Raw genomic sequence first — 26,156 nt, 5'->3', positions numbered from 1 at the left:
GCGCGCCGTCATCCTCGGGCTTGTCCCGAGGATCTGCAACCGGGACAAGCCCGAGGATGACGGCGGAGCTTTCTTTTCACGTCAGTAAGAAGGGCGTTTCCGGTCTCCCGGAAACGCCCTTTTTCATCACTTGATCAGCGGCAAAAGATCGTTGATCGACTTCTTCGCATCGCCGTAGAACATGCGGGTGTTGTCCTTGTAGAACAGCGGGTTCTCGATGCCGGAGTAACCCGTGCCCTGGCCACGCTTGGAAACGATGACCAGTTTGGATTTCCATACTTCCAGAACCGGCATGCCGGCGATGGGCGAGTTGGGATCGTCCTGTGCCGCCGGGTTGACGATGTCGTTGGAGCCGATGACGATGACGACGTCGGTATTGGGGAAATCGTCGTTGATCTCGTCCATTTCCAGCACGATGTCGTAGGGCACCTTTGCTTCGGCGAGCAGCACGTTCATGTGGCCGGGAAGACGACCCGCAACCGGGTGGATGGCGAAACGCACGGTCTTGCCGTCGGCGCGCAGCTTGCGGGTCAGTTCGGAAACGGCCTGTTGCGCCTGTGCCACCGCCATGCCGTAACCGGGCACGATGATGACGCTGTCAGCGTCGTTCAGCGCTGATGCCACGCCTTCGGCATCGATTGCCACCTGCTCGCCCTCGATTTCCATCGCCGGACCCGTCGTGCCGCCGAAGCCCCCGAGGATGACCGAGATGAAGGAGCGGTTCATGGCCTTGCACATGATGTAGGACAGGATCGCCCCCGAGGAGCCGACAAGCGCACCGGTAACGATCAGGAGATCGTTGCCGAGCGTGAAGCCGATGGCGGCCGCCGCCCAGCCGGAATAGCTGTTCAGCATCGAGACGACGACAGGCATGTCTGCGCCGCCGATACCCATGATCAGGTGATAGCCGATGAAGAAGGCGGCAAGCGTCATCAGCACCAGCGTCCATGCGCCAGCACCGTTGCAATACATGATGAGCAGGACGAGCGACAGGATCGCGGCACCGGCATTGAGGACGTGTCCGCCCGGAAGCTTCTTCGCCTTGCCGTCCACCTTGCCGGCAAGCTTGCCGAAGGCGACGACGGAACCGGTGAAGGTGACGGCGCCGATGAAGACGCCGAGGAAGACCTCGACCTTCATGATTGCCAGTTCTACCGGCGTCTTGTGGGCGAGGAGGGCGGAAAAGCCTGTCAACAGGGAGCGCGCCGTCTCATCTAGCGAGGCGACATGCGCTTCCTCGATATGGGCGTTGAAGCCGATGAAGACGGCGGCCAGACCGACAAAGGAGTGAAGTGCTGCAACAAGCTGCGGCATCTCGGTCATCTGCACGCGGTTTGCGACGAAGTAGCCGAGAACGGCGCCACCCGCCAGCATCAGAAGTACGATGAACCAGTTGCCGACATCAGGTCCGAAGACCGTGGCGACAATGGCAAGACCCATGCCTGTTATGCCGTACCAGACGGCGCGCTTGGCGCTTTCCTGCCCGGAAAGACCACCGAGGGAGAGGATGAATAGAACGGCTGCGGCAACATAGGCCGCGGAAACGATACCAATGGTCATTATGTGTCCCCTACACGGCTCAGGACTTCTGGAACATGGCGAGCATGCGCCGTGTCACAAGGAAACCGCCGACGATGTTGATCGTCGCGATCAGGACGGAAAGTGAGGCAAGGATCACCACCAGCCAGTTGCCGGAACCGATCTGCAGCAGCGCGCCGATAATGACGATGCCGGAAATCGCGTTCGTCACCGCCATCAGCGGCGTGTGCAGCGAGTGGCTGACATTCCAGATGACGGAGAAGCCGATAAAGCAGGCGAGCACGAAGACGATGAAATGGCTCATGAAGCTTGCCGGCGCGTAAAGGCCGACGAGAAGCAGGGCCGCCGTACCGATGACGAGCAGACCGACTTGGCTTTTCGTCTGCGCCTTGAACTCGGCCCGTTCCTTGGCGTGCTTTTCCTCAGGCGTAAGCTCTTTTGCTCGTTCCTTGGGTTTCTGCGCGGCGATGGCCTGGATCTTCGGTGGCGGTGGCGGAAAGGTGATGTCGCCCTGATAGGTGACGGTCGCGCCGCGGATGACGTCGTCTTCCATGTTGTGAACGACCTTGCCGTCCTTTGCGGGCGTCAGGTCGGTCATCATGTGACGGATGTTGGTGGAATAGAGCGTTGAGGCCTGCGTGGCCATGCGGCTCGGGAAATCCGTATAGCCGATGACGATGACGCCATTGTCGGAGACGACGCGCTGGTCGGGCACCGTGAGATCGCAATTGCCGCCGCGCTCGGCGGCGAGGTCGATGATGACCGAACCCGGCTTCATTGCCGCCACCATGTCGGCCAGCCACAGCTTCGGGGCGTCACGGCCGGGGATCAGCGCCGTGGTGATGACGATATCGATCTGCGGTGCCAGCTCGCGGAATTTCTCAAGCTGCTTTTCGCGGAATTCCGGCGAGGAGGGGGCGGCGTAACCGCCGGTCGCTGCGCCATCCTGGCTCTGGTCGGCGAAATCGAGATAGACGAATTCGGCGCCCATGGATTCGATCTGTTCGGCCACTTCCGGGCGCACGTCGAAGGCATAGGTAATGGCGCCGAGCGAGGTTGCCGTGCCGATGGCGGCAAGACCGGCAACGCCGGCACCGATGACCAGCACCTTGGCGGGCGGCACCTTGCCGGCGGCGGTTACCTGACCGGTGAAGAAGCGGCCGAAATTATTGCCGGCCTCGATGACGGCGCGATAGCCGGCGATGTTGGCCATGGAGGACAGCGCGTCCATTTTCTGGGCGCGGGAAATGCGCGGCACCATGTCCATTGCGATGACATTTGCGCCGTTTTCCTTCGCCTGCTCCAGAAGGTCCTTGTTCTGTGCGGGATAGAAGAACGAGATCAGCGTCTTGTCCGAAGACAGGCGATCAATCTCCGACGTTTCCGGCGGACGAACCTTGGCGATGATGTCGGCACCGGTATAAAGCGCATCGGCGCTATCAACGATGGTGACACCGGCTGCGCGATAGGCGTCGTCGGAAAATCCCGCCGCCTTGCCCGCGCCTGTTTCGAGGATGCAATCATATCCGAGTTTCTGCAAGCCTTGCGCGCTGTCGGGCGTCATGCCGACGCGCGCCTCGCCATCATATAATTCCTTAGGCGTCCCGATTTTCAAAATGGCTCTCCCTTTTCCGCACGATAGGGCGTCATAGCCTATTTCGAGCGTTTTTGTCTTGTTTTTGGCGGTTTCTACCTGCGGCGGATTGACAGCCTGCGAAAGGCCAGTTCGGGCACTGGCGGTACTGCGGCAATAAAAAACCCGGCGCGTCAGCGCCGGGTCTCTATCGTCGGGAGCGAAACCGCTCACTCCATGGTGTGGATGTCGCGATCCTTGGTTTCCGGCAGGAACAGCAGGCCGATGACCAGCGTGATGCCTGCGAAAACGATCGGGTACCAGAGGCCGTAATAGATATCGCCCTTCGCCGCGCTCATCGCAAAAGCGGTGGCGGGCAGCAGGCCGCCGAACCAGCCGTTGCCGATATGGTAGGGCAGCGACATGCCGGAGTAGCGGATGCGGGTCGGGAACAGTTCGACCAGCAGGGCCGCAATCGGGCCGTAGACCATCGTCACGTAGATCACGAGGACGGTCAGGACCGCGATGATGACGACCCAGTTCACGGCAGCCGGATCGGCGACCATGGCGAAGGTACCACCACCGGCAATGCTGTAGACGGCCATTTCCGCCGCTCCGGCGGTCTCGGCCGGCGTCAGCAACTTGTCGGCCACCAGCTTGTCGGTCGCCACCATCTTCTTGTCGGCGGCGCGAACGGCTTCCGCATTGAGGTTGAGTTCCGGGTTGGCGGCAATGAAGGCATCCAGTTTTGCGTCCGGCACCTGTGCTACGCCGCGCACCAGCGGGTAGCCGCCGTCATGCAGCGCGATGTTGACCTGTTTCTGGAAGGCCCTGTCTTTTGCGGCAGCATCCGCGCCGGCTGCGATGGCGTCGTAGCTCGCAATGGTGGCGTCGCCGATCTTGACGCTTGCCGGCGTTCCAGCCGCTCCAGCAACGACGTCATAGGGAACGGAGTTGCGTGTCAGGAACGAGGTGGCGATATCGCAGGATGTGGTGAATTTCGCCGTACCTGTCGGGTTGAACTGGAATTTGCAGTCTCCCGGAGCAGCGGTCACGGTGGCGCGAACGCTGGCTTGTGCTTGCGCCAGTGCCGGGTTGCCCGCCCATGTGAGCGCCTTGAACAGCGGGAAGTAGGTCAGCATCGCGAGAACGAGACCCGCCATGATGATCGGCTTGCGGCCGATCTTGTCGGAAAGCCAGCCGAAGAGCACGAAGAAGCCCGTGCCGAGGATGAGGGCCGCCGCGACCATGATGTTGGCCGACTGGCCGTCCACCTTCAGAATGCTCTGCAGGAAGAACAGTGCATAGAACTGGCCCGTATACCAGACGACGGCCTGACCGATGACGGCGCCGACGAGGGCAAGCAGGGCGATCTTTGCGTTTTTCCACTGGCCGAAGGCTTCGCTGAGTGGTGCCTTGGAGGTCTTGCCTTCTTCCTTCATCTTCTTGAAGGCAGGAGATTCGTTCATTTTCAGACGAATCCAGACCGATACGCCAAGCAGCAGAACCGAAACGAGGAAGGGAATACGCCAGCCCCAGGCGGCGAAGGCTTCCTTGCCGAGTGCGAACTGCACGCCGAGAATGACCATCAGCGACAGGAAGAGCCCGAGCGTCGCCGTCGTCTGGATCCATGAGGTGTAATAGCCTCTGCGACCGTTGGGCGCGTGTTCGGCCACATAAGTTGCAGCACCGCCATATTCGCCGCCAAGCGCCAGACCCTGAAGCATGCGCAGGATGATCAGGATGATCGGGGCTGCGATGCCGATCTGCGATGCACCGGGCAGGACGCCGACGAGGAATGTCGAAACGCCCATGATGAGAATGGTGATCAGGAAGGTGTATTTACGGCCGACAATGTCGCCGAGACGCCCGAACACCAGGGCGCCGAAGGGGCGCACGAGGAAGCCGGCGGCAAATGCCAGAAGCGCGAAGATGTTACGTGTCGTTTCCGGATATTGGCTGAAGAAGTTCGCGCCGATATAGATCGCGAGCGAGCCGTACAGATAAAAATCGTACCATTCGAAGACTGTTCCGAGAGAAGAGGCGAAAATCACCTTCTTCTCCTCACCCGTCATGGGACGGGCGGCGCCGCTCACGGCTGCTACGTTTGCCATTGTCTGTCCTCCACAGATGTCAAATGAGCGCATTGCAGAGCCCTGTCTCTCCTCCGGACTCCCCCGTAAGGGTGCAATGCGCGTAATGTTAGAGTGACAGAAAATTAACCCCAATGAGAGCGATGCTTTCGGATTATGACTTTAGTCTAATGCATAACGTGCAAAAATATCGCGAGGTGGCATTTGCGCTTATGCGCCGGGTCGCTCGCAACGTGCCTTTTTTCTTGACACGAACACCAAACCTTCTAATAGCTTCTCGCGAAGAAGGAGCATCACCTTGCGCAGGCATGTTGCAGACATGATTGTCATGGAAGGACCGGCACAATCCGCCGGCGATGATCCGCGTCTTTCTTATTCTATCCGAATTACGGCCAAAACGACGATTAAAACCGTCTGACGTCTCTGGCCACCGCTCTCTCCCCGGTTTGGCTGGGGATCGAGGAAGCCGCAATGCGATGCGGGTTCCCCACCTCACCCAAAAGAGGAGAGACAGAAAGAGAGCTTGATCATGGGTTTCAAAGTTGCAATTGTAGGCGCCACCGGCAATGTCGGTCGCGAAATGCTCAACATCCTGGCCGAACGTGGTTTTCCGGCAGATGAAGTCGTGCCGCTCGCTTCCTCCCGCTCGCAGGGTACGGAAGTTTCCTATGGCGACCGCACGCTGAAGGTTTCCAACCTCGAAAACTACGATTTTTCCGACACGGATATTTGCCTGATGTCGGCCGGCGGCGAGATTTCCAAGAAGTGGTCGCCGAAGATCGGCCAGCAGGGTTGCGTCGTCATCGATAACTCGTCTGCATGGCGCTACGACCAGGACGTTCCGCTGATCGTTCCGGAAGTCAATGCCGACGCGATCTCGGGCTTCACCCGCAAGAACATCATCGCCAATCCGAATTGCTCCACGGCCCAGCTCGTTGTCGCGCTGAAGCCGCTGCATGACTTTGCCAAGATCAAGCGCGTCGTTGTCTCCACCTACCAGTCCGTTTCGGGCGCTGGCAAGGAAGGCATGGACGAGCTGTTCCAGCAGACACGCGCCGTCTTCGTGGCCGATCCGGTCGAAACGAAGAAGTTCACCAAGCGCATCGCCTTCAACGTCATCCCGCATATCGACGTCTTCATGGAAGACGGCTATACCAAGGAAGAATGGAAGGTTCTGGCCGAAACCAAGAAGATGCTCGATCCGAAGATCAAGGTAACCTGCACGGCCGTGCGCGTTCCTGTTTTCATCGGTCATTCGGAATCGGTCAACATCGAGTTCGAAAACGAGATCACCGCCGATCAGGCGCGTGATATCCTGCGCGAAGCGCCGGGTTGCCTCGTGATCGACAAGCATGAAGATGGCGGCTACATCACCCCGGTTGAATCCGCCGGTGAGGATGCGACCTATATTTCGCGTATCCGTGAGGATGCGACGGTTGAAAACGGCCTCAACATCTGGGTTGTTTCGGACAATCTGCGCAAGGGCGCTGCCCTCAATGCCATCCAGATCGCCGAACTCCTGGTCAATCGTGGTCTCATCAAGCCCCGCAAGGCGGCGGCTTGATACGATTTTTTAAGGTTCGTTAAGTATAACCCGTCTGTTCTGTGTGGGGCAGGCGGGTTTTCCAATTGGCTATCATCACGGCCAGTTTATTTGCAGGCCTTGCTGCCAAAAGGCAATTTAGGCGGCCAAAAAGCAATTTGGCACCCGAGCCCATACAGCAGCGACGTTTTGGTTCTCGGGATAAATTCCCCAAAGGATATCGAAGGCAGATTTTGATGCGGGCAATGAAGGCAATTCTGGCTGGTGTGGCCATGGTCTCGGTTTTGGCGGCGACGCCGGTTGTGGCTGCGCAATGCGGCAACACTTCGGCAGGGTTCGACGCCTGGGTCGGTGCCTTCAAGCAGGAAGCGGCGAGCCGCGGTGTCAGCGCCTCGGTGCTTGATCGTGCCTTCTCCGGCGTCTCCTACAATCAGCCGACCATCCGCGCCGATCGCGGCCAGCACAGCTTCAAGCTGTCCTTCGACCAGTTCATGCAGAAGCGTGGCGGCCAGACGATCATCTCGCGCGGCAAGACCATGAAGAAGAACAATGCGGCTCTCTTCGCCTCGATTGAAAAGGCCTATGGTGTGCCGGCCGGCCCGCTGCTCGCCATCTGGGGCATGGAAACCGGATTTGGCGGCTTCATGGGCAACCAGCACACGCTGTCCGCCGTGGCGACGCTTTCTTTCGACTGCCGCCGTTCGGATTATTTTACCGAGCAGCTTTATGCGGCCCTGAAGCTCGTCGGCAGCGGTTCGCTGAACGTTAACGCCAAGGGTGCTGCCCATGGCGAAATCGGCCAGACGCAGTTCCTGCCGTTGAACGTTGTGCGCTACGGCGTGGATTTCGACCGCGACGGACGCATTGATCTCGTCGGTTCGCGCGCCGATGCGCTGGCCTCCACCGCCAACTTCCTTGTCGGCCACGGCTGGCAGCGCGGTGCGGGTTATCAGCAGGGGCAGACGAATTACGCGGCCATTCAGGGCTGGAACGCTGCAAGCGTTTATCAGCAGGCGATTGCGTTTATCGGCAAGGCGATTGACGGCCAATAAGGCCGCTTTATCCCAATTGGAACGTCCACTTCCGTGATGCCGGACTAGTTCCGTCATCCAGTCACGGCGCGTCTGCGCCGTGAAAAAAATCCTAAGCAATCAAAGACTTGATCGCGCTTGGCCCCGGATCACGTCCGGGGTGACGAAGCTTTGAGAAGGTTTCGACAATCACAGGTCCGGGCGGCGAAAGTCGCCCGTTTTGCCGTCCATCACCCACAATTCGCCGGTCGAGATATCGAACCAGGCACCATGCAGCTTCACCTTGCCGGCGGTTTCCTGCGCCTTGACGAAGGGGAAGCCGCGAAGGTTGGCGATGGAGTTGCGAATCGAAACGCGCTCCAGCGCCGTCTGGCGCTCGGAAGCGGTCATGACGTCGTTGCTCTGGATCTGCTCGGCGGCGGATTTCACCATGTTCATCCATTTGCCGATGAAGTCGCCGGGTGACAGAGGTTCAAGATTGGGGTCGAGTGCGGCCTGAATGCCGCCGCAGCGGCCATGGCCCATGACGACGATGTCCTTCACCTTCAGAACCTGCACGGCATATTCGATGGCGGCTGATGTGGCGTGGTACTGACCGTCAGGCTCAAAGGGCGGCACCATGTTGGCGACGTTCCGCACGACGAAAAGTTCTCCCGGTCCGCAGTCGAAAATCGTTTCCGGCGCCGAACGGGAGTCACAACAGGCAATGAACAGGGTCTGCGGTTTCTGTCCGGTATCAGCCAGAACGCGGTATCTTTCGCGCTCGTCGGCATAGCGGCCGCTCATGAAGTTCTTGTAGCCGTTGAGAAGGTTTTCCGGAAAATCTTTCATCTATCGCAGTACCGTTGTGCTTTGACCAAGATCAAGAGAAGAACTCGGTGCGTTGAAGACCAATCCTTTAGCCGCTATTTGCGCTTGCTGCGCGAAGGATGCAAGAGATGGCGCATCTGCACCATCGCCATGGGTGTGGAGAGACTTGAAGAATCCGTCTCCAGCGTCAATTCGTTCATGTCGCGTTTTTTGGTTCGCGCCAGAATTTCGAACACGCTGGCGGTGGCCAGTTGCAGCGCCTTCTCGTCGTCCATGCCTTCCAGCAGCCGGGCAAGGAACAGCGCCGCCATCAGGTCTCCGAGACCGTTCGGTGCGTCTTCTATGGCGCGGTGTTCCGCCATCAGCGCGTGCCGGCCGCTCAAATAGAGATTTCCCGTGCCGCCCGCCATCATCGACACGGCTGAGGTGACCAGCATTTTCGGCGGGCCGAGTGCGAGCGCGGCATCCATGATGGCATTGTTGGTCTCAAGCTCGGCACCGCTCATCCAGGCCAGTTCATAACGGTTTGGCGTGGCGACGGTGGCAAGCGGAATGAGGTGATCGCGGATGGCTTCGGCAGTCTCAAGGGGAATGTATAGTCCGCCCAGATCGCCCATGACCGGGTCACAGGCATAAATCAGCGACGGGTTCTTTTCCTTGAGATTGCGGATCAGCCTTGCGACGGAGCGCACCTGCGCCGCGCTGCCGAAATAACCGGTCAGGACAGCTTTGACCTCGCCGATCCATTTGGCGTTTTCGAGGTCGGTCATGGCCTTGTCGAAGTCGTCGTCCTGAAAGCGCATCCGGGTGGACGGGCCATGGCCGGGGTGCCAGGGCAAAACGATTGTGGGCACCGCCCATACCGGATAGCCAAGGGTCTCCAGCGCGAAGACTGCGGCACGGTTGCCGACCGATCCACGCATGACGTGGCTGGAAATGACGATGACGGCGCCCTGGGTATTTTCCTGCATCACGGCCTTCTTGCTTTCAAACGCCACAGAAGCCCGCAAGTGCCCCTGCTCACAGATCAAGATGCGCTCTCATGACATATCGCATCGTCACTTTCCACCGTTAATCCCGCAAGGGTCTATCCCGTAAAACGATGGGCGTCTGTCTTCTTGGCCTTTCCGGTGCCGGTCCGGTATTGCGGGATCGGCGAACTGCACTACCTTTTTGTTTACGCATCGGGTTTTCCCAAAACCGCGGTACACTTTTCGGCACGATGCCCTATAGTTGCATCATGCTCGATCTCGTCATCGCCTATTGGCCTCATATCCTTGCCGCTCTTTCCATTTTGATGGGAACCGTGGCGGCCGTACATGCCACGATGACGAAGGAAGAGGTCCGCTCCGCGCTTGGCTGGGTGGGCGTCATCGTTCTGTCGCCGATCGTCGGTGCAGTCATTTATGCGATTGCCGGCATCAACCGGATTCGCCGGTCCAGTATCAGGCAGCAGCGGTCTTTCATGCAGGACGAGATCATGGATCGCGTGGCGCGCCTGGATGCGAGCGGCGAGGTGATTGCCGCGCGGTTCGGACGCCGTTTCGAGGCGATGAAGACGCTCGGCGACCGGGTGACGCGCCACGCACTGACGACCGGTAACCGCATCGAGCCGCTTGTCACCGGCGACGCAGCCTATGCCGCCATGCTGGAGGCGATAGGCGATGCGAAGCGGTCGATCATCCTCGAAACATATATTTTCGACAATGACAGGATCGGCGCCCGTTTTGTCGCCGCGCTGGAAAGGGCGAAGTTCCGGGGCGTGGAGGTGCGGGTGCTGGTGGATGCCGTGGGCGCGCGCTATTCCGTGCCGAGCATTCTGCCGACGCTCAGGGAAAAAGGCATCGTTGCCGATGTATTCAACGGCAATGTCATCATGGGGCTGCGGCTGCCCTATGCCAATTTGCGCACCCACCGCAAGATCCTGGTGGTGGACGGGCGCCTCGCCTTTAGCGGCGGCATGAATATCCGCGAGGGCTTCACCCTTGAGTTCGGCGGCGAAAAACAGGCGCACGACACTCATTTCAAGATCAGCGGGCCGGTTGTCTCTGATTTTTTCTCCATTGCGGCGGAGGACTGGAGGTTCACGACGGGGGAGCTTCTGCACACGCCGGTCTGGGATATCGCCATTCCCGATGGTGTGCCGGGTTCACAGATCGTCGCCCGCGTTTCCTCCTCGGGGCCGGATAAGAGCATAGAGACCAATCACAAGATGCTGATGGGGGCGTTTTCCGTCGCCCGCTCCTCCATTCTCGTCATGTCGCCCTATTTTCTCCCCGATCGGGAGCTTATTTCAGCGCTCATTACCGCAGCGAGGCGGGGAGTCGTGGTGGATATCATCGTGCCGCAAAGCAACAATCTGGTGCTTGTGGACAGGGCGATGACGGCGCAATTCGACCAGATGTTGAAGAATTACTGCCGCATCTGGCGGGCGACAGGGCCCTTCAATCATTCCAAGCTTCTGGTGATCGACGAGCGCTGGAGCTACATCGGTTCTTCCAACCTGGACCCTCGTTCATTGCGGCTGAACTTCGAAGTCGATCTGGAAGTTATGGATGAGGAATTCGCCGCGACCATCGGAAACCGCATCCGGGAAGCACGGGCAACCGCTTTACCCGTGCGACTGAGCGAACTGAATGCGCGGCCATTCGTTGTCCGTTTTGTGGAGCGCGTCCTGTGGCTCGCTTCGCCGTATCTTTAGAGCGCCATGCGTCGGAAACGCTCTAAAACTTTTAATTTGCGCATCGGAGGCGTCGCAGCGTGAAGAAAAACAGTTTGCTGGAGCGTGGAAAAACGGCACTGGCGAAAAACAGCAGCCTGCCCGCTTTCGTCATGCAGTCGCTGCGCGACCGCCACCAACGGAAGAATGCCGGGCAGGTGGAGAGAGATCACTCCTTCCCGGTCATCGCGTCCTACAACGTCCACAAATGCGTCGGCCGCGACCGCAGGTTTGATCCTGATCGCACCAGCCGCGTCATTCAGGAAATCGGCGCGGATATCATCGCGCTACAGGAGGCGGACAGCCGTTTCGGCGAGCGCACGGGCCTGCTCGATCTTGCCCGGCTGGAGCGGGAAAGCGGGCTTGTCCCCGTGCCTGTTCTGGCGGGTGTGAAGGCGCATGGATGGCACGGTAATGTCCTGTTGTTCAAGGAAGGTGCGGTGCGGGATGTTCATACGCTGAAATTGCCGGGGCTGGAGCCGCGCGGCGCGCTGGTGGTGGAACTGGATTTGAAAAGCGGTGGCGCACTGCGAATAATCGCCGCGCATTTCGGTCTTTTGAGGCATTCCCGTGCCCAGCAGGCAAAGGCGCTTATCGGTCTTCTGGAAGCGCGAAACGAATGCGCGACCATCCTCATGGGAGACCTGAACGAATGGCGTCTCGGCAATGGCTCGTCGCTCAATACTCTGAGGGATGCATTCGGCGCCCTGCCGCCAGCAGTGCCCAGTTTTCCATCCAACCTGCCGGTGCTTGCGCTCGACAGGATAATCGCCAACCGCGAAGGGCTGATCGAGCAGGTGGAAGCGCATGACAGTGCGCTGGCGCGCATTGCCTCGGACCACCTGCCGCTGAAAGCCGCGATAAGGACCGATCTGCTTCCAACCTGATCCTGTGGTAGCATCGGATACGGCGACAGACTTCAGAGCCGCTGCGCTACCGTCAGATGGCTGCGCGAACGGGCCTCCAGCAGCGATGTGCGGATGGCTTCCATCAGCCGTTCACGGTTGTTTCTGGTCTTGCATCTGTCCAGATTCTGCGCGGCAAGCGCCAGATCGAGACCTTCATGCATTACTATCGAATAGGCAATGGTTGTCGCCCAGTTTTCGTATTCCTGCTCCATCATGTCACCCCTGAACTAAATCATTTAGCCCGAATCACCCTGTTCTTGAAATTACCACAAAATGGAAAGCATAAAATAGCATTGTTCCTTTGCGTATCTGCTGCCTTATGCGGATATAGTGTATTCGTTATTTCTTTATTGCGGCGCAACATTTATGTGCTTGCTGCTTAAGTCATTGAAACAGATTCTGTTTCAGGCGATGCACATGGACGTTCCCAGCAACAAAAACGCCGCGCATCGTTAGATGCGCGGCGGGCTTTCGTCGAAGTTTGCGGTGGATTGGATCAGGTCTCAGCCGGCCTTTTCGAGCTTGTAGTCCGAATTGGCAGGTTCTTCCTGTTTGTGCTGGATGAGAGGACGGTTACCCGACAGCTTGCGAACCAGCACGTAGAATACCGGTGTCATGAAGATGCCGAAGAACGTCACCCCGATCATGCCGGAGAACACTGCGACACCCATGGCCGCGCGCATTTCCGCACCCGCACCGGTGGAGATGACCAGAGGCACCACGCCCATGATGAAGGCGAGTGAGGTCATCAGGATCGGGCGGAGGCGCAGGCGACTTGCCTCGACAGCGGCCTGAAGCGGCGTTCGTCCTTCGAATTCCAGCTCGCGGGCGAATTCCACGATCAGGATCGCGTTCTTCGCCGATAGTCCGACAAGGACGACAAGGCCGATCTGCGTAAAGATGTTGTTGTCCCCTCCCGTCAGCCAGACGCCTGTCAATGCGGCGAGAACGCCGAGCGGAACGATCAGAATGATCGCGATCGGCAGGGTCAGGCTTTCATATTGCGCAGCCAATACGAGATAGACGAGCAGCAGCGCCAGCGGGAAGACCACGAGGCTGGAATTACCGGCAAGGATCTGCTGGTAAGTCAGGTCCGTCCATTCGTATTCGATCCCGGCCGGCAGGTTTTCGGCAAGGATTTTCTCGATCGCCGCCTGCGCCTGTCCAGAGGAGAAGCCCGGTGCCGGACCGCCGTTGATATCGGCTGCAAGGAAGCCGTTATAACGGTTTGTGCGCTCCGGTCCTGTTGTTGCATCTACCTTCAACAGCGTGGAAAGCGGGATCATCTGACCGGTGGACGAGCGTACCTTCAGGCGGCCGATATCTTCGGCATGGGCGCGGAATTGCGCATCTGCCTGCACACGCACGCTGTATGTCCGCCCGAAGGCGTTGAAGTCGTTGACATAAAGCGAGCCCAGATAGATCTGCAGCGTCTGGAAGACGTCGCTGACCGAAACACCCAGCTGCTCGGCCTTGGCGCGGTCGAGATCGGCGAAGAGCTGCGGCACGTTGATCTGGAAGCTGGAGAAGATGCCTGCCAGTTCCGGTGTCTGGTATGCCTTGGCGATGACCGCCTTGGCCGCTTCGTCAAGCGTCTGGTAGCCGTAACCGGCACGGTCCTCGATCTGCAGCTTGAAGCCGCCCGTCTGGCCGAGACCGTTAACCGGCGGCGGCGGGAACATGGCGATGAAGGCATCCTGAATGCCGGCAAACTTCTGGTTCAGCTGCATGGCGATGGCGCCGCCTGACAGTTCCGGCGTCTTGCGGTTTTCGAAGTCGTCGAGAACTGCAAAGACGATGCCGGAATTGGAGCCGATGGTGAAGCCGTTGATCGACAGGCCGGGGAAAGCGATGGCGTGGCTGACGCCCGGCTGTTGCATGGCGATATCGCTCATCCGCTTGATGACGCTTTCCGTGCGGTCAAGCGTTGCGCCGTCCGGAAGCTGGGCGAAGCCGATGAGATATTGCTTGTCCTGCGCCGGTACGAACCCGCTTGGGACCGCGCTGAACATGCCGTAGGTGGCAGCCACCAGCGCCATATAGACGATCATGACGAGGCTTTTGCGCGTTACCAGCCCGCCTACGGTTTTGCCGTACCCGTTGGAGGCGGCCCCGAAGGCGCGGTTGAATCCACGGAAGAACCAGCCGAAAATCCGGTCCATGAAGCGGGTCAGCCAGTCTTTCGGTGCGTCGTGCTCTTTCAGCAGCAGGGCCGCAAGAGCGGGTGACAGCGTCAGAGAATTGATCGCCGAAATGACGGTGGAAATCGCGATCGTCAGCGCGAACTGCCGGTAGAACTGGCCAGAAAGGCCGGAGATAAAGGCTAGTGGGACGAAAACGGCGACCAGCACAAGCGCGATTGCTATGATCGGCCCGGAGACTTCGCGCATCGCCTTGTAGGTGGCATCACGCGGAGAAAGCCCGTTTTCGATGTTTCGCTCGACGTTTTCCACCACCACGATGGCGTCATCCACCACGATGCCGATGGCCAGCACGAGGCCGAACAGGGTCAACGCGTTAATGGAGAAACCGAAGGCATACATGACGGCGAAGGTGCCGATGATCGACACCGGAACGGCGATCAGCGGAATGATCGAGGCGCGCCAGGTCTGGAGGAACAGGATGACCACCAGTACCACGAGGCCAACGGCCTCGAGGAGCGTATCAACGACCTTTTCGATGGACGAGCGAACGAACTTCGTCGTGTCGTAGACGATTTCATATTTCACGCCATCAGGCATCGCCAGTTGCAGATTGTCCATTGTCGCGCGGACATTGTCGGCGATTTCGATGGAGTTGGAGCCGGGAGCCTGCAATACGGCAATCGCCACGGCGGGTTCGCCGTCGAGCAGCGAGCGCAGCGTATAGTCGGCAGCGCCGAGTTCGATGCGGGCGACGTCGCGAAGACGGGTGATCTGGCCGTTCGCGCCGCTCTTGACGATGATGTTGCCGAATTCCTCCGGAGTCGTCAGACGGCCCTGGGCATTGACGTTGAGCTGCAGGTCGACGCCATTGGGGCTTGGCGATGCGCCGATAACGCCGGCTGCGGCCTGGACGTTCTGCTGACGGATGGCGTCGGATACGTCGCTGGCGGCGAGATCGTGTTCGGCCACCTTTTGCGGATCCAGCCAGACGCGCATGGAATAGTCACCCGCGCCGAAGACCTGCACCTGACCCACGCCTTCGATACGGGCCAGGCGATCCTTGACGTTCAGCGTCGCATAGTTGCGCAGATAGGTGATGTCATAGGCATCGGTCTTCGACACGAGATTGACGACCATGATGAAGTCGGGCGAGCTTTTGACGGTGGTGATGCCGAGTGCGCGCACTTCCGCGGGCAGGCGCGGTTCGGCCTGCGACACGCGGTTCTGCACCAGCTGCTGCGCCTTGTCCGGGTCGGTGCCCAACTTGAACGTGACGGTCAGCGTCAGCACGCCGTCCGATGTCGCCTGGCTGCCCATATAGAGCATGTCCTCGACGCCGTTGATCTGTTCTTCAAGCGGCGTGGCGACGGTTTCGGCGATAACGGCCGGGTTCGCACCGGGATAGGTGGCGCGGACGACGACGGATGGCGGCACGACTTCCGGATATTCGGAAATCGGCAGGGCGCGCATGCCGAGAAGGCCCGCGACCACGATCAGGATCGACAGCACGCCGGCGAAGACCGGCCTGTCGACAAAAAATCTGGAAATATTCATATCCAGTCCCCTCTCCGGGTAGATTTGGAAATGCAAGGACCGTTCCGGCGGCATCATGGCCGCCGGTGAGGGCCGGTTCTTTGTGAAATGCGTCTCGCCGGAGGCGGGACGGCGTTATTGCGAGGCGGCGACCTTGTCTTCCGCCTGCGGTGCGATGGTTGCACCGGGGCGAATGCGCTGCAGGCCGTTGACGACGATCGTATCGCCGGCTGCAAGGCCGCTGTCGATGATGCGCTGGCCGTCAGCCGGTGCGCCGGGCTTGATCTGGCGGTAGCTCACCTTGTTTTCGGCATCGACGACAAAGACGAACCGCTTGTCCTGATCCGTGCCGATGGCGCGGTCGCTGATGACTATCCGGTTTTCCGGCTTCGGTTCACCCATGCGCACCCGCACGAACTGGCCGGGAATGAGCCTGCCATCAGGATTTTCGAAGACCGCACGCACACCAATGGTGCCGCTGGCGGAATCGACCTGGTTGTCGATGAGGTGCAGGGTGCCCTTGATCGGCGTGCCTTCATCCGAAAGCGTGCCGATTTCCACCGGGATCTGTTCGAGCGCGGGCAGGGCGTCGGTTGTCTTCGGCAGCTCGGAAAGCGCTTTCGCTACCGTTCCTTCGCTGGCGTTGAAGCTGGCATAGATCGGGTTGACCGAAACCAGCGTCGTCAGGGCAGGCGATGTTGAGCCGGCGGCAACGAGGTTGCCGGCGGTGATTTCGATGCGGCCGACCCTGCCGGAAACCGGTGCAACGATTTCGGTGTAACCAAGATCGAGCTGAGCCGTCGTCAGCGTCGAGCGGGCGGCGCGAAGCTGGGCTTCGGCATCCGCAAACGAGCTTTGCCGCTGGTCGAGATCGCTCTGGGAGATCGTGCGATTGTCGGAAAGCCTGCGGCCACGGTCGAGTTCCGTCTTGGCAAGGCTGACCTTGGCTTCGGCGGAGGCGACCTGGGCTTCAGCACCTGCAACGGCTGCGTGATAGGGGGCCGGATCGATGGTGAAGAGGGGGTCGCCTTCCTTCACCAGCGCGCCTTCGCGGAAATGCACGGCCTTGATCTGGCCAGCGACGCGGGAGCGGATCTGCACGCGGTCGACGGCTTCGAGACGGCCGGAAAATTCTTCCCAGCGCATCACATCGCGGCTTTCCACCTTGGCGACGGTGACTGGGATAGCCGGCGTTTCAGCCGGGGTGGAAGCTGCCGTCGCATCACGGCTGGTGGGCAGGTCGAAAATGAGTGCTGCGGCTGCAACGGACATAGCAAGCCCGATACCGGCGCCCGTCAGGGCCCGGCGCTTTGTGGTCAGCGTCATGGGTCTCTCCTTGGCTCGGATCAGGAGCCGGTCAGTTTCTCTATCTGTGTGTTTTGTCGCATGGTCCGGGCGTAAAACCGCTACGCACTTTTACTGGACATGCTCAAAATGCGATTTCAGTGTTTTATCTGGTCAACGAAGGTCTTGAACTCCGAACAGACGGATGGAACCCATCCGCCGCCCTTTCCTTGATAAAGCCCCGTCCAGCCAATACCGGCGGGGAAAACATGCTGCCGGACGCTGACACCGGAGGCGATGAGCCTGTCGGCATAACCGACCGTTTCGTCGCGCAGAGGGTCGTCCTCGGCGGTAAAGATCAGCGCCGGCGCCACCCGGTTCAGCCGCGTACACTGGCAGGGCGCGGCATAGGGGTGAAAAAACCCGCAGGCCTTGGCAAGGTAATGGCTCCAGCCATCCGCCCAGCGCTGGCGCATGCCGATCCTGTCCGCATCGCGGAAGGATTCCGTCGTCATCATCGGGTCGATCATGGGCGACAGAAGTATTTGACCGGCAAGCTTGCCCGGCATGCGGTCCCGCGCCTTCAGCGCAAGCCCAGCCGCCACATTGCCACCAGCCTCTTCGCCGGCCACAAACAGCAGCGATTTTGCGCCGCCATAATGCTTGCGGTCCCGGCTCAGATGATCCAGCGCTTCGAAGGCACAATCGATCACCATCGGAAACTCGTTGCCGGACGACTTGCTATAGTCGGCCTCGACGACGATCGCGCCGCTTTCAGCGAGCGCGCGTGCCACCGGAAGCTCCGGGCAATTGCCGCCCTTTTCAAGAAACGAGCCGCCGCGCAAATAAAGGACCACGGGCGGGTTGGTGCACAGGCCGGCACTTTCATATCGGCGCACGGAAAGCTGGGACGCCGAGCCCCCACAGCCTTCGATATTTTCCCAGTGCGCTTTCATCTGATCCGGTCCCGTGCGCCGCCATCAGCAGCTCACCATATTTGCAAAATCTGAAATTCATATTATTGTTCGGGAGAAAACGATCAAGTACGTCAAAATGAAAACACTATTCCAAAAAAACGGATAATAGCGACATGGATCAGCTTTCCGCCATGCGGGTATTCACTCGCGTCGTCGAAACCGGCAATTTCAGCCGCGCCGCGACCGCGCTGAACATGCCCAAAACCACCGTCACCAACATGGTCCAGGCGCTGGAGGCGCATTTACATACCACGCTTCTCAACCGCACAACGCGGCGGGTGATGCTGACGACGGACGGCGCTCTCTATTATGAGCGGGCCTCGCAGATTCTGTCGGAAATCGAAGAGCTTGATGGCAGCATGTCCAGCGCGCAGGTGCAGCCGTCTGGCCGGTTGCGGGTGGAAATGGCCGGTGTCTTCGCGGACCTCGTGGTTATTCCACATCTTTGCGAATTTTACCAGCGCTATCCGCAAATCCGGCTCGATCTCGGCGTCGGCGACCGTCTGGTCGATTATATCGCGGAGAATGTCGATTGCGCGCTGCGGGTCGGCACCTTGCGGGATCAATCCCTTATAGCGCGCAAGGTCGGCGAGCTGAAATTCGAAACCTTCGCTTCTCCCCTGTACATCGAGAGTTTCGGCATGCCGCAACAGCCTGAAGATCTCGAAAACGGACATCATTCCGTGGGATATTTCAATGCCACCACGGGCCAGATCATGCCGATCTCATTCGACAACGGGCTTCGCAGCGTCGAGATTACGCCCAACTATGTCGTGTCGGTGAATGACAGCCGCACCTATCTCAACGCCGCGCTGGCGGGCATGGGCATGGTGCAGCTGCCTGTTTTCATGGTCAAGGATGCGCTTGCGCGTGGCGAGCTTGTGCCGGTTCTGCCGGAATGGCGGCGCGAACCGATGCCGATCTATGTGGTCTACCCACAGACGAGGCACGTCACCAACAAGGTCCGTGTCTTCGTGGACTGGCTGGCGAAGATGGTTCACAGCCTCGTCTGAGGCGGCTAGTCACCGCCCGACCTTTGCCGCGACAAAATCGATAAAGGCGCGTACGCGGGCGGCCAGGTGATCATGTCCGGCATAAACGGCGTGGATCACCTCCATGTCGCCCGGATTGTAATCCTCGAGCACCGGCACGAGCAGACCGGCCTCGATATCCGGCTCGACATGAAACTCTCCGACTCTTCCCAGCCCAAGGCCCGTCAGGCACAGCCTACGCATTGCCATGCCGCTGTTGACCGAGGCGTTGCCGGTCACGGGAAGGCGGTAGACTTCCGTCGTGCCGGGATCACGGAAAGGCCATTCGTTGAGGCTGCGACTGAAATTGAAGCTGATGCAATTGTGTTGGGCCAGATCCTGCGGCTTTTCCGGCATGCCATGTTTTTCGATATAGGCAGGGGAGGCGACGATGATCCGTCGGACCTCTTTCAGCTTTCTTGCCTTGAGGGACGAATCCGCCATCCCGCCGGATCGTATCGCAATATCGGTGCGCTCCTCGATCAGGCTGATGACGCCGTCGGTTAGCGAGATATCCAGTTCGATTTCCGGATAAAGAGATAAAAACTCCGGTGCGAGCGGCAGAAGATACCTTTCGCCGAAGCCCAGCGTGGCGTTGACACGTAATAGCCCCCGCGGCACCACCTTGCCGCCGCCTGCTACGATCTGCTCCGTATCGGCAATGTCGGCCAGAATGCGCCTTGCCCGGGAAAGATAGATTTCCCCCTCCGGCGTCAGCGTCACCACGCGGGTGGAGCGAGCGAGAAGGCGGGTGCCGAGGCGGTCTTCGATGCGGGTGACAAGTTTGCTCACCGCCGAGGGTGAAAGCTTGAGCCTGCGCCCGGCTGCGGAAAAACTCCCCAGCTCGGCTGCCGCCACGAAGACTTCCATTTCTCCGGCCCTGTTGTCCATCGCTGCACCACTTGTGAAATTAATTCAAAGGCCTTTATCCAATCTTGCTGATTATCATGCAAGTCCCCTTCGCCCATATTGCAATCACACAGTTGATCCAACCGGACAGTACCCGCTGTCCATAACGCCCGCGATCCCGCTGCGGGCGAAGAGGTACTCGTCATGCCATTGGCCATATTTGCCTTGACGATCGCGGCTTACGCGATCGGAACCACGGAGTTTGTCATCGTCGGTCTTTTGCCGACGGTCGCCGCAGATCTCCACATTACCCTGCCGCTTGCCGGCCTTATCGTCAGCGTTTACGCGCTGGGTGTCACTTTCGGTGCGCCGATCCTGACTGCGCTGACCGGCAAGATCGAAAGAAAGCCGCTGCTGCTGGGTCTGATGGCGCTGTTCGTCGTCGGTAATGTCGCAGCCGCCGTGTCGCCAAGCTATGAGACGCTTCTGGTCGCGCGGGTGCTTTCCGCCTTCGCCCATGGCGTGTTCTTCTCCGTTGGTGCCACCATCGCCGCCGATCTCGTGCCGGAAAACCGCCGTGGCTCGGCGATTGCCATGATGTTCATGGGTTTGACCGTCGCCATCGTCACCGGCGTGCCGATCGGTACCTATATCGGGCAGATTTTCGGCTGGCGCGCCACCTTCTGGGCGGTTGCAGGTCTTGGTGTCATCGCCTTTGCCGGTATCGCGGCCCTGTTGCCGGGAACGCTGAAGAAAGCGCCGCCCGCCAGCCTTCTCGATCAGGTGCGGGTGCTGGGTTCCGGCCGACTAATCATCGTTTTCGCCATGACCGCACTTGGTTACGGCGGCACCTTCGTCGCCTTCACCTTTCTGGCGCCGATCCTTCAGGATGTCACAGGCTTCTCCGAAAAGAGCGTCGGCCTGATCCTTGTGCTCTACGGCATCGCCATTGCCGCCGGTAACATCGGTGGCGGCAAAATCGCCAACCACAATCCGGTCAAGGCGTTGATCGGCCTCTTTCTGGCACAAGCCATCGTGCTTCTGGTCTTTTCCTTCACCGCCGTTTCGCCGGTTCTGACCCTGATCACGCTGGTGGCGCTCGGCTTCCTGTCCTTTGCCAACGTTCCCGGCCTGCAGCTTTATGTGGTGCAGCTGGCCAAGGAACACCGCCCCGGCGCTGTCGATGTCGCCTCGGCGCTCAATATCGCCGCCTTCAATCTCGGCATCGCGATTGGTGCGTGGCTTGGCGGTCTGGTGGTGGAATCGCCGATGGGCCTTGCCGCAACCCCATGGGTCGGCGCCATCCTTGTCGCCATTGCCCTCATTCTGACCATCTGGAGCAGTGCACTCGACCGTCGCGCCTCGCTCTCGCTGAAGACTGCCTGAGTTTTTCATATAAATCCCGGCCACTGCCTAAGGGCTGGCCGGGCGTACCCTAAAAGGAGAAAATATATGTTTGATGTCACCGCCAACGGCGCATCGATCCCGGTGCTTGGCTTCGGTACCTTCCGTATTCCCGGCCCCGATGTTCTTCGGATCGTTCCGCATGCCCTGAAGGCCGGCTTTCGCCATATCGATACCGCACAGATTTACGGTAATGAGGCCGAAGTCGGCGAAGCCATTGCCGGTTCCGGCGTGGCACGCAGCGATATCTTCCTGACCACCAAGGTCTGGGTGGAGAACTACAGGCACGATGCCTTTCTTGCCTCCGTCGATGAGAGCCTGAAAAAACTGAAGACCGATTATGTCGATCTCCTGCTTCTGCACTGGCCGAACGAAGCGGTAACGCTGGCCGAGCAGATCGGCGCGCTGAACGCGGTTCGCGACGCCGGCAAGGTTCGCCATATCGGCGTGTCCAACTTCAATACGGCGCTGATGGCTGAGGCGGTCAGTTTGTCAAAGGCGCCGATCGTCACCAATCAGATCGAATACCATCCCTATATCGATCAGGATATGGTGATCGCGGCGGCCAAGGCTGCCGGCATGTCGGTGACGGGTTATTACGGTATGGCCGACGGCAAGGTTTTTGCCGATCCGGTTCTAAAGGACATCGCCGCAAGCCGGGGCAAGTCGGTGACGCAGGTGGTGCTGCGCTGGCTCGTGCAGCAGCAGGGTGTGATTGCGCTTTCGAAGACGGTGAGCGAAGCCCGTGTTGACGAAAACCTTGCGATCTTCGATTTCACGCTGTCGGTCGCTGAGACGGATGCGATCCGTGCTCTTGCTCGACCGGATGGCCGTATCGTCTCGCCGGACGGGCTTGCACCGGTATGGGACGCGGCTGCCTGACAGTTGCCAACGGGTGTGGGTGGAATTCCTCCTGGTGCCGTCACCCCGGGTCTAGCCCGGCATGACGGAGGAGCGGTTTTCACTGATATAGATAACCTTAAGACACCCGGATAAGCTATCCGGGTGTCTTCTGAGAGAGTGGATCAGAATTCGCCCCATGTCTGATCTTTCGAGGCCGTGGATACGCCGAGCGCTGCGGCCACCTGGCCGATCATGCGACGCGCCGGGGATGGTCTCGGCTGTGCGTTGTCCGCAACGCGCACCGGCGCTGAAGGCATATATGCGGTTCTAGCCGTGCTGGTGCTGGCCATTGCGCCATCCAGCTTGAACTGGCCGACGATCTGGCGGAGTTTTTCGGCATCACCGGCAAGCGATGCGCTGGAGGCCGTCGCCCTTTCGACCATCGCGGCATTGTGCTGCGTGACCTGGTCCATCTGGTTTACCGCGCTGTTGACCTCGGCCAACCCGACCGACTGTTCCCTTGCGGATGTCGCGATGGCGTCGAGTTGTGTATTGATGGCGATGACGTGACTTTCAATGATCTTCAGGGCGTCGCCGGTTGCGGTCACGAGTTTCACGCCGTTCTGCACTTCGTCGGCGGAGTTGCGGATAAGCTCCTTGATTTCCTTGGCCGCTTGCGCCGAGCGCTGGGCCAATTCACGCACTTCCTGTGCCACAACCGCAAAGCCCTTGCCTGCCTCGCCCGCACGGGCCGCCTCGACGCCGGCGTTGAGTGCCAGAAGATTGGTCTGGAAGGCAATCTCGTCGATGACGCCTATGATGTTGGAAATCTGGCTTGAAGAGCTTTCTATGCGCTTCATGGCATCGACCGCAGTTGCGACGACCTGACCGGATGTCTGCGCGGATCTGTTGGCCTCGACCGCCACGATCCGCGCCTCCTCAGTCCGTCTGGTCGAATTGCTGACGTTGCTGGTTATCTGGTCGAGCGCTGCGGCTGTTTCTTCCAGCGATGCGGCTTGGGTTTCCGTGCGTTGCGACAGCTCGCTCGCACTCGAACTCAACTCGCGAGAGCCGTTGTCGATCGTGGCCGTGACATCGGCAACGGACAGCAGTGTTTTGCTAAGCTGGTTTACGGCGATATTGAAGTCCGCACGCAGGCTTTCGAATTCTGCGGAGAAAGGCGTTTTCAGCTGGTAGGACAGGTCGCCATTGGCCATATGCTTCAGACCTTCGGCAAGGCCGCTGGTCGCTTCCGCCATTTCGGCGGCGCGCCTGCGATCAATTTCGGCGGTTCTTTGACGCTCTGCCTCGGACTGGTTACGCACCTGCGCCGCATCCGCTTCCAGCCGGCGGGCCTTCAATTCGTTATCCTTGAAGACCTCAACGGCCTTTGCCATCGTGCCGACCTCGTCGCGCCGGTCCGTTCCCTCGACCTTGACGGACAGGTTACCCTCCGCAAGCGTTTGCATCGTGCCGACAAGACCCCGGATCGGCGTGACAAGCCAACTGCTGATCGCGAAATATCCGATGACGACGACGGTGATGAAGCCGAGGACGACCGCCGCGACGGTAATCAGTGCAGTCCGTTGGCTTATGTCGCTCAGATCATCGCTCTGCTGGGCGCTACGGTTCGAAATATCAGTGGCTATCTGTGTAAGTTTCGCGCCGATCTTGGCAAAGACTGGCTGGCACTCGGTGCCAAACGCTTTTTGCGACGCAAGAGCCTCATCCACGGTTGATGCGGTTCGGCCCAGGTGCCAGGCGTTCTTGCACGTCACGTTATAGAGCGTCGTCACGTCGTCCTTGAGTACGCGCAGGCGGTTGTCTTCGGGGATATTGGCGATGGCTCCATCCATCGATACCATGAACTTGTCGCGTGTGGCCTTCACCTCAGCTTCGGCAGCGGCATTACCCTGTTCCGTAAAGGCGATCATCATATCGGCCAAAGCCGCACGCCCGTTCAGCAGTTCCTTGTTCGCGAGCGCCAAATTCAAGGCCGCTGCGCTGTCACGAGCAATAAGATCACTATAACTTCCATCGATCGATTTGATCTGTATGGCGGAGTAGGCCGCAATCAGGATTGCACATACGCCGAATAGCGCAAATACCGTCAAAAACTTTCCGACAACGGGAATATTTCTCATCGTTATGGCTCCCACAAGAAAATCGAGCCCTTCATGGGTCATATTTCGGCATCATGCGCTTTTCCGGTGATGATTATACTTATAAATTTAAGAAATAATTATGTATTATTAGTAATTTCGTATCTTATAATAAGATACTGTACTATTATATTAAATAATAATAGTATTTAATACTGAATAATTCTAATGGGCATCTCAAATCGGTTGTCATGTCTTGCGCGTCCGCGAACGCCTTCCCGAACCGAATAAGTTCGGTATCTAGGGCACGGGACTATGGTTGGGCGTCAGATCGGCCCAGAACATGCGGGTAGGCTTCGGTTGAAGAGGAGCTATCTGGGACCGGCGGCAAAATCAGGGCGGTGCCCGTAAGCGCTTTGACAATCCCGACGTTTTCCAGGGAAAACTGGAGCGGGCGAAGGGATTTGAACCCTCGACCCCAACCTTGGCAAGGTTGTGCTCTACCCCTGAGCTACACCCGCTCAAAAACCGCTGGTCCGGGGTAGTTCGCTGGACCGCGGGCCGCCAAAGCGTGGCGACGGGAGCTATATCGCTCAATCGTTTTTGGAATGCAACAGTTTCTTTTGCGGTTTCGGTGGAAATCCGTCTGGCCTGTGGGTTTATTCAAAACGGCCGGGCCGATGCGTCGTAAAAAAGGGTGTTGGCGGGCGAAGGTATTGTTTCGGCTGGCCTTTATTTGGGTTGTAAAAGCACACAACGGGCCGGATGGCCAAAAAATAACCTGTTTACATTTGGTTAAAATCTGATTCGACAAGTGATTCGTTCGGGTGTACAAATTTCATGTCCACAAAAAAAGAAACGATACTTGGCATGTCATCATCGGGAGGATGAGCCTTGTCGTATGCAGCTTTTGAAAGAGTCGGCGCACAATTGTCGCCCCAGCAGATCACCGATCTGCAGAATATTTTCGACGGCGTATGTTTCGAGTGCCTTCAAGATCGCTGTAGCCACGTCGCCAACGAGTGCGCGGCGGTTTTGATCCGTAGCGCCCAGCGCGGCATTCTCGATCATGAGATGTTGCGCGACATCGGTCTTGCGGTTTTACGTCGGCACTGATTGCGCCATTTCATTAAAAAAGCGCCCGGGCATCTCGGGCGCTTTCGTGTGTGTGGTGGCAGTAGCCGCGTTACGGCTCAGCTCTTTTCCTGAACGTGCGCCTCGAGGAACCACAGCGCCTTGTCGAGATCGCGCGAGGCGGCGGTGAAGATATCCGCTGTCGTCGGGTCGCCGGCCTCGTCGGAATCATCGATAGCCTTGCGGATCATGTTGGCCACGTCGCCATAACGGGCGATCAGTTCGTCCAAATGATCGTGGATCTTGTAGATATCGGTCGGATAGGCCTTGAGCCTGGTCGTTGAAGAGACGGATTGCAGGCTACCGAGCGCTGTGCCGCCAAGCTGCACCACACGTTCGGCAATGGTATCGCCGTGATTGTCGAGCTGGGCGCGGAAGGTGTCGAGAAGTTCGTGCACGGCGATGAATTGCGGACCTTTCAGGTTCCAGTGCGCCTGTTTGGTCACCAGTGCAAGGTCGATCACCGAAGCGAGCGATTCGTTCAGAATACCCATCACCGTTGATTTGGCGTTGGAAGGCAGGTCGTTCTTCGTCTTGTGCGTCTTCATCGATGTCTCCTGACGTTGCGGACGGAATGCCGTTTGGCAAAATCTCCGCCGATTAACGCCCTGGCCGGTTGCCCTGTTCCGTCGCTCGGAC

The 26,156-nt window shown here is 59.0% G+C and carries 20 protein-coding genes and 1 tRNA gene; 8 read left to right on the top strand and 13 right to left on the bottom strand.

The genetic code is table 11. The annotated features are described in order from the left end of the window. Positions 1 to 126 precede the first annotated feature (126 nt). The 3 genes from AC5SEO_RS12465 to AC5SEO_RS12455 all read right to left on the bottom strand — a co-directional run bounded on the left by AC5SEO_RS12465 (position 127) and on the right by AC5SEO_RS12455 (position 5,226). Entirely contained in the window at positions 127 to 1,560 is a 1,434-nt protein-coding gene (locus AC5SEO_RS12465; RefSeq protein WP_003514086.1) for an NAD(P)(+) transhydrogenase (Re/Si-specific) subunit beta, read from the bottom strand. Between the two features lie 19 nt (positions 1,561 to 1,579). Further along, positions 1,580 to 3,154 carry a Re/Si-specific NAD(P)(+) transhydrogenase subunit alpha gene (locus tag AC5SEO_RS12460; RefSeq protein WP_495363883.1) on the bottom strand — a complete coding sequence of 525 codons (1,575 nt, stop codon included), beginning with the start codon at positions 3,152 to 3,154 and terminating at the stop codon, positions 1,580 to 1,582. Positions 3,155 to 3,342: 188 nt separating this feature from the next. Then, the gene (locus AC5SEO_RS12455; protein WP_003514082.1) at positions 3,343 to 5,226 is read right to left on the bottom strand and encodes an MFS transporter; all 1,884 of its coding nucleotides are present in this window, start codon (positions 5,224 to 5,226) and stop codon (positions 3,343 to 3,345) included. 508 nt (positions 5,227 to 5,734) lie between these two features. Between AC5SEO_RS12455 and AC5SEO_RS12450 the strand changes: the two genes are divergently transcribed. Both AC5SEO_RS12450 and AC5SEO_RS12445 read left to right on the top strand, forming a co-directional pair. Further along, positions 5,735 to 6,769, top strand: coding sequence for an aspartate-semialdehyde dehydrogenase (locus tag AC5SEO_RS12450; protein WP_003514078.1), 1,035 nt, complete (start codon positions 5,735 to 5,737; stop codon positions 6,767 to 6,769). Between the two features lie 215 nt (positions 6,770 to 6,984). Then, a complete protein-coding gene (locus AC5SEO_RS12445; protein ID WP_003514072.1) occupies positions 6,985 to 7,800 on the top strand; it encodes a lytic murein transglycosylase in 816 nt (271 codons plus the stop codon). A 168-nt stretch (positions 7,801 to 7,968) separates the two neighbouring features. Here the strand turns inward: AC5SEO_RS12445 and AC5SEO_RS12440 are convergent, their stop codons facing one another. Next, the gene (locus AC5SEO_RS12440; protein WP_003514071.1) at positions 7,969 to 8,610 is read right to left on the bottom strand and encodes a carbonic anhydrase; all 642 of its coding nucleotides are present in this window, start codon (positions 8,608 to 8,610) and stop codon (positions 7,969 to 7,971) included. Positions 8,611 to 8,684: 74 nt separating this feature from the next. After that, entirely contained in the window at positions 8,685 to 9,560 is an 876-nt protein-coding gene (gene pdxY / locus AC5SEO_RS12435) for a pyridoxal kinase PdxY (RefSeq protein WP_026330745.1), read from the bottom strand. 269 nt (positions 9,561 to 9,829) lie between these two features. On the opposite strand from pdxY, the gene AC5SEO_RS12430 reads away from it, so the two are divergent. Continuing rightward, positions 9,830 to 11,290: a phospholipase D-like domain-containing protein gene (locus AC5SEO_RS12430; protein ID WP_174068638.1), complete on the top strand. Its 1,461-nt coding sequence runs from the start codon at positions 9,830 to 9,832 to the stop codon at positions 11,288 to 11,290. A gap of 59 nt (positions 11,291 to 11,349) precedes the next feature. Further along, a complete protein-coding gene (locus tag AC5SEO_RS12425) occupies positions 11,350 to 12,195 on the top strand; it encodes an endonuclease/exonuclease/phosphatase family protein (RefSeq protein WP_013636769.1) in 846 nt (281 codons plus the stop codon). Positions 12,196 to 12,227: 32 nt separating this feature from the next. Here the strand turns inward: AC5SEO_RS12425 and AC5SEO_RS12420 are convergent, their stop codons facing one another. From AC5SEO_RS12420 to AC5SEO_RS12405, 4 genes are all read right to left on the bottom strand, one after another. Then, entirely contained in the window at positions 12,228 to 12,431 is a 204-nt protein-coding gene (locus tag AC5SEO_RS12420) for a hypothetical protein (protein WP_003514064.1), read from the bottom strand. A gap of 288 nt (positions 12,432 to 12,719) precedes the next feature. Beyond that, positions 12,720 to 15,914: an efflux RND transporter permease subunit gene (locus tag AC5SEO_RS12415; RefSeq protein WP_019565072.1), complete on the bottom strand. Its 3,195-nt coding sequence runs from the start codon at positions 15,912 to 15,914 to the stop codon at positions 12,720 to 12,722. Between the two features lie 114 nt (positions 15,915 to 16,028). Next, positions 16,029 to 17,219, bottom strand: coding sequence for an efflux RND transporter periplasmic adaptor subunit (locus AC5SEO_RS12410; protein ID WP_112290282.1), 1,191 nt, complete (start codon positions 17,217 to 17,219; stop codon positions 16,029 to 16,031). Between the two features lie 116 nt (positions 17,220 to 17,335). Beyond that, positions 17,336 to 18,133: an alpha/beta hydrolase fold domain-containing protein gene (locus AC5SEO_RS12405; RefSeq protein WP_013636765.1), complete on the bottom strand. Its 798-nt coding sequence runs from the start codon at positions 18,131 to 18,133 to the stop codon at positions 17,336 to 17,338. A 134-nt stretch (positions 18,134 to 18,267) separates the two neighbouring features. Between AC5SEO_RS12405 and AC5SEO_RS12400 the strand changes: the two genes are divergently transcribed. Further along, positions 18,268 to 19,167: a LysR family transcriptional regulator gene (locus AC5SEO_RS12400; RefSeq protein ID WP_003514057.1), complete on the top strand. Its 900-nt coding sequence runs from the start codon at positions 18,268 to 18,270 to the stop codon at positions 19,165 to 19,167. A 9-nt stretch (positions 19,168 to 19,176) separates the two neighbouring features. On the opposite strand, the gene AC5SEO_RS12395 is transcribed toward AC5SEO_RS12400, so the two are convergent. Beyond that, the gene (locus AC5SEO_RS12395; RefSeq protein ID WP_013636764.1) at positions 19,177 to 20,076 is read right to left on the bottom strand and encodes a LysR family transcriptional regulator; all 900 of its coding nucleotides are present in this window, start codon (positions 20,074 to 20,076) and stop codon (positions 19,177 to 19,179) included. 162 nt (positions 20,077 to 20,238) lie between these two features. Between AC5SEO_RS12395 and AC5SEO_RS12390 the strand changes: the two genes are divergently transcribed. Together AC5SEO_RS12390 and AC5SEO_RS12385 are read left to right on the top strand one after the other, a co-directional pair. Next, positions 20,239 to 21,420, top strand: a complete 1,182-nt coding sequence (locus AC5SEO_RS12390; protein ID WP_174068599.1) for an MFS transporter — start codon at positions 20,239 to 20,241, stop codon at positions 21,418 to 21,420. 66 nt (positions 21,421 to 21,486) lie between these two features. Beyond that, entirely contained in the window at positions 21,487 to 22,320 is an 834-nt protein-coding gene (locus AC5SEO_RS12385) for an aldo/keto reductase (RefSeq protein ID WP_065662137.1), read from the top strand. A 143-nt stretch (positions 22,321 to 22,463) separates the two neighbouring features. Here AC5SEO_RS12385 and AC5SEO_RS12380 read toward each other — a convergent pair whose 3' ends face one another. Beyond that, positions 22,464 to 24,425 (bottom strand): methyl-accepting chemotaxis protein, encoded by a 1,962-nt coding sequence (locus tag AC5SEO_RS12380; RefSeq protein ID WP_174068598.1) that lies wholly within the window; start codon positions 24,423 to 24,425, stop codon positions 22,464 to 22,466. A gap of 404 nt (positions 24,426 to 24,829) precedes the next feature. Beyond that, a tRNA-Gly gene (locus tag AC5SEO_RS12375) sits at positions 24,830 to 24,904 on the bottom strand. 373 nt (positions 24,905 to 25,277) lie between these two features. Here AC5SEO_RS12375 and AC5SEO_RS12370 point away from each other — a divergent pair. Beyond that, entirely contained in the window at positions 25,278 to 25,499 is a 222-nt protein-coding gene (locus tag AC5SEO_RS12370; protein WP_013636760.1) for a hypothetical protein, read from the top strand. Positions 25,500 to 25,576: 77 nt separating this feature from the next. Here AC5SEO_RS12370 and dps read toward each other — a convergent pair whose 3' ends face one another. Beyond that, a complete protein-coding gene (dps, locus tag AC5SEO_RS12365) occupies positions 25,577 to 26,065 on the bottom strand; it encodes a DNA starvation/stationary phase protection protein Dps (RefSeq protein ID WP_080797774.1) in 489 nt (162 codons plus the stop codon). Positions 26,066 to 26,156 lie beyond the last annotated feature (91 nt).

This window comes from Agrobacterium sp. K11 (genome assembly GCF_059429395.1).
The sequence above is the reverse complement of the archived record's forward strand: the minus strand, read 5'-3'. Positions and strand labels throughout refer to the sequence as shown.

Excerpts from the sequence above, each read along its gene's own strand:
- AC5SEO_RS12405 (WP_013636765.1), bottom strand. The coding sequence starts at position 18,133 with ATGAAAGCGCACTGGGAAAATATCGAAGGCTGTGGGGGCTCGGCGTCC.
- dps (WP_080797774.1), bottom strand. The coding sequence starts at position 26,065 with ATGAAGACGCACAAGACGAAGAACGACCTGCCTTCCAACGCCAAATCA.
- AC5SEO_RS12455 (WP_003514082.1), bottom strand. The coding sequence starts at position 5,226 with ATGGCAAACGTAGCAGCCGTGAGCGGCGCCGCCCGTCCCATGACGGGT.
- AC5SEO_RS12380 (WP_174068598.1), bottom strand. The coding sequence starts at position 24,425 with ATGAGAAATATTCCCGTTGTCGGAAAGTTTTTGACGGTATTTGCGCTA.
- pdxY (WP_026330745.1), bottom strand. The coding sequence starts at position 9,560 with ATGCAGGAAAATACCCAGGGCGCCGTCATCGTCATTTCCAGCCACGTC.
- AC5SEO_RS12395 (WP_013636764.1), bottom strand. The coding sequence starts at position 20,076 with ATGGACAACAGGGCCGGAGAAATGGAAGTCTTCGTGGCGGCAGCCGAG.
- AC5SEO_RS12440 (WP_003514071.1), bottom strand. The coding sequence starts at position 8,610 with ATGAAAGATTTTCCGGAAAACCTTCTCAACGGCTACAAGAACTTCATG.
- AC5SEO_RS12390 (WP_174068599.1), top strand. The coding sequence starts at position 20,239 with ATGCCATTGGCCATATTTGCCTTGACGATCGCGGCTTACGCGATCGGA.
- AC5SEO_RS12430 (WP_174068638.1), top strand. The coding sequence starts at position 9,830 with ATGCTCGATCTCGTCATCGCCTATTGGCCTCATATCCTTGCCGCTCTT.
- AC5SEO_RS12420 (WP_003514064.1), bottom strand. The coding sequence starts at position 12,431 with ATGATGGAGCAGGAATACGAAAACTGGGCGACAACCATTGCCTATTCG.
- AC5SEO_RS12465 (WP_003514086.1), bottom strand. The coding sequence starts at position 1,560 with ATGACCATTGGTATCGTTTCCGCGGCCTATGTTGCCGCAGCCGTTCTA.
- AC5SEO_RS12385 (WP_065662137.1), top strand. The coding sequence starts at position 21,487 with ATGTTTGATGTCACCGCCAACGGCGCATCGATCCCGGTGCTTGGCTTC.
- AC5SEO_RS12410 (WP_112290282.1), bottom strand. The coding sequence starts at position 17,219 with ATGACGCTGACCACAAAGCGCCGGGCCCTGACGGGCGCCGGTATCGGG.
- AC5SEO_RS12415 (WP_019565072.1), bottom strand. The coding sequence starts at position 15,914 with ATGAATATTTCCAGATTTTTTGTCGACAGGCCGGTCTTCGCCGGCGTG.
- AC5SEO_RS12400 (WP_003514057.1), top strand. The coding sequence starts at position 18,268 with ATGGATCAGCTTTCCGCCATGCGGGTATTCACTCGCGTCGTCGAAACC.
- AC5SEO_RS12445 (WP_003514072.1), top strand. The coding sequence starts at position 6,985 with ATGCGGGCAATGAAGGCAATTCTGGCTGGTGTGGCCATGGTCTCGGTT.
- AC5SEO_RS12450 (WP_003514078.1), top strand. The coding sequence starts at position 5,735 with ATGGGTTTCAAAGTTGCAATTGTAGGCGCCACCGGCAATGTCGGTCGC.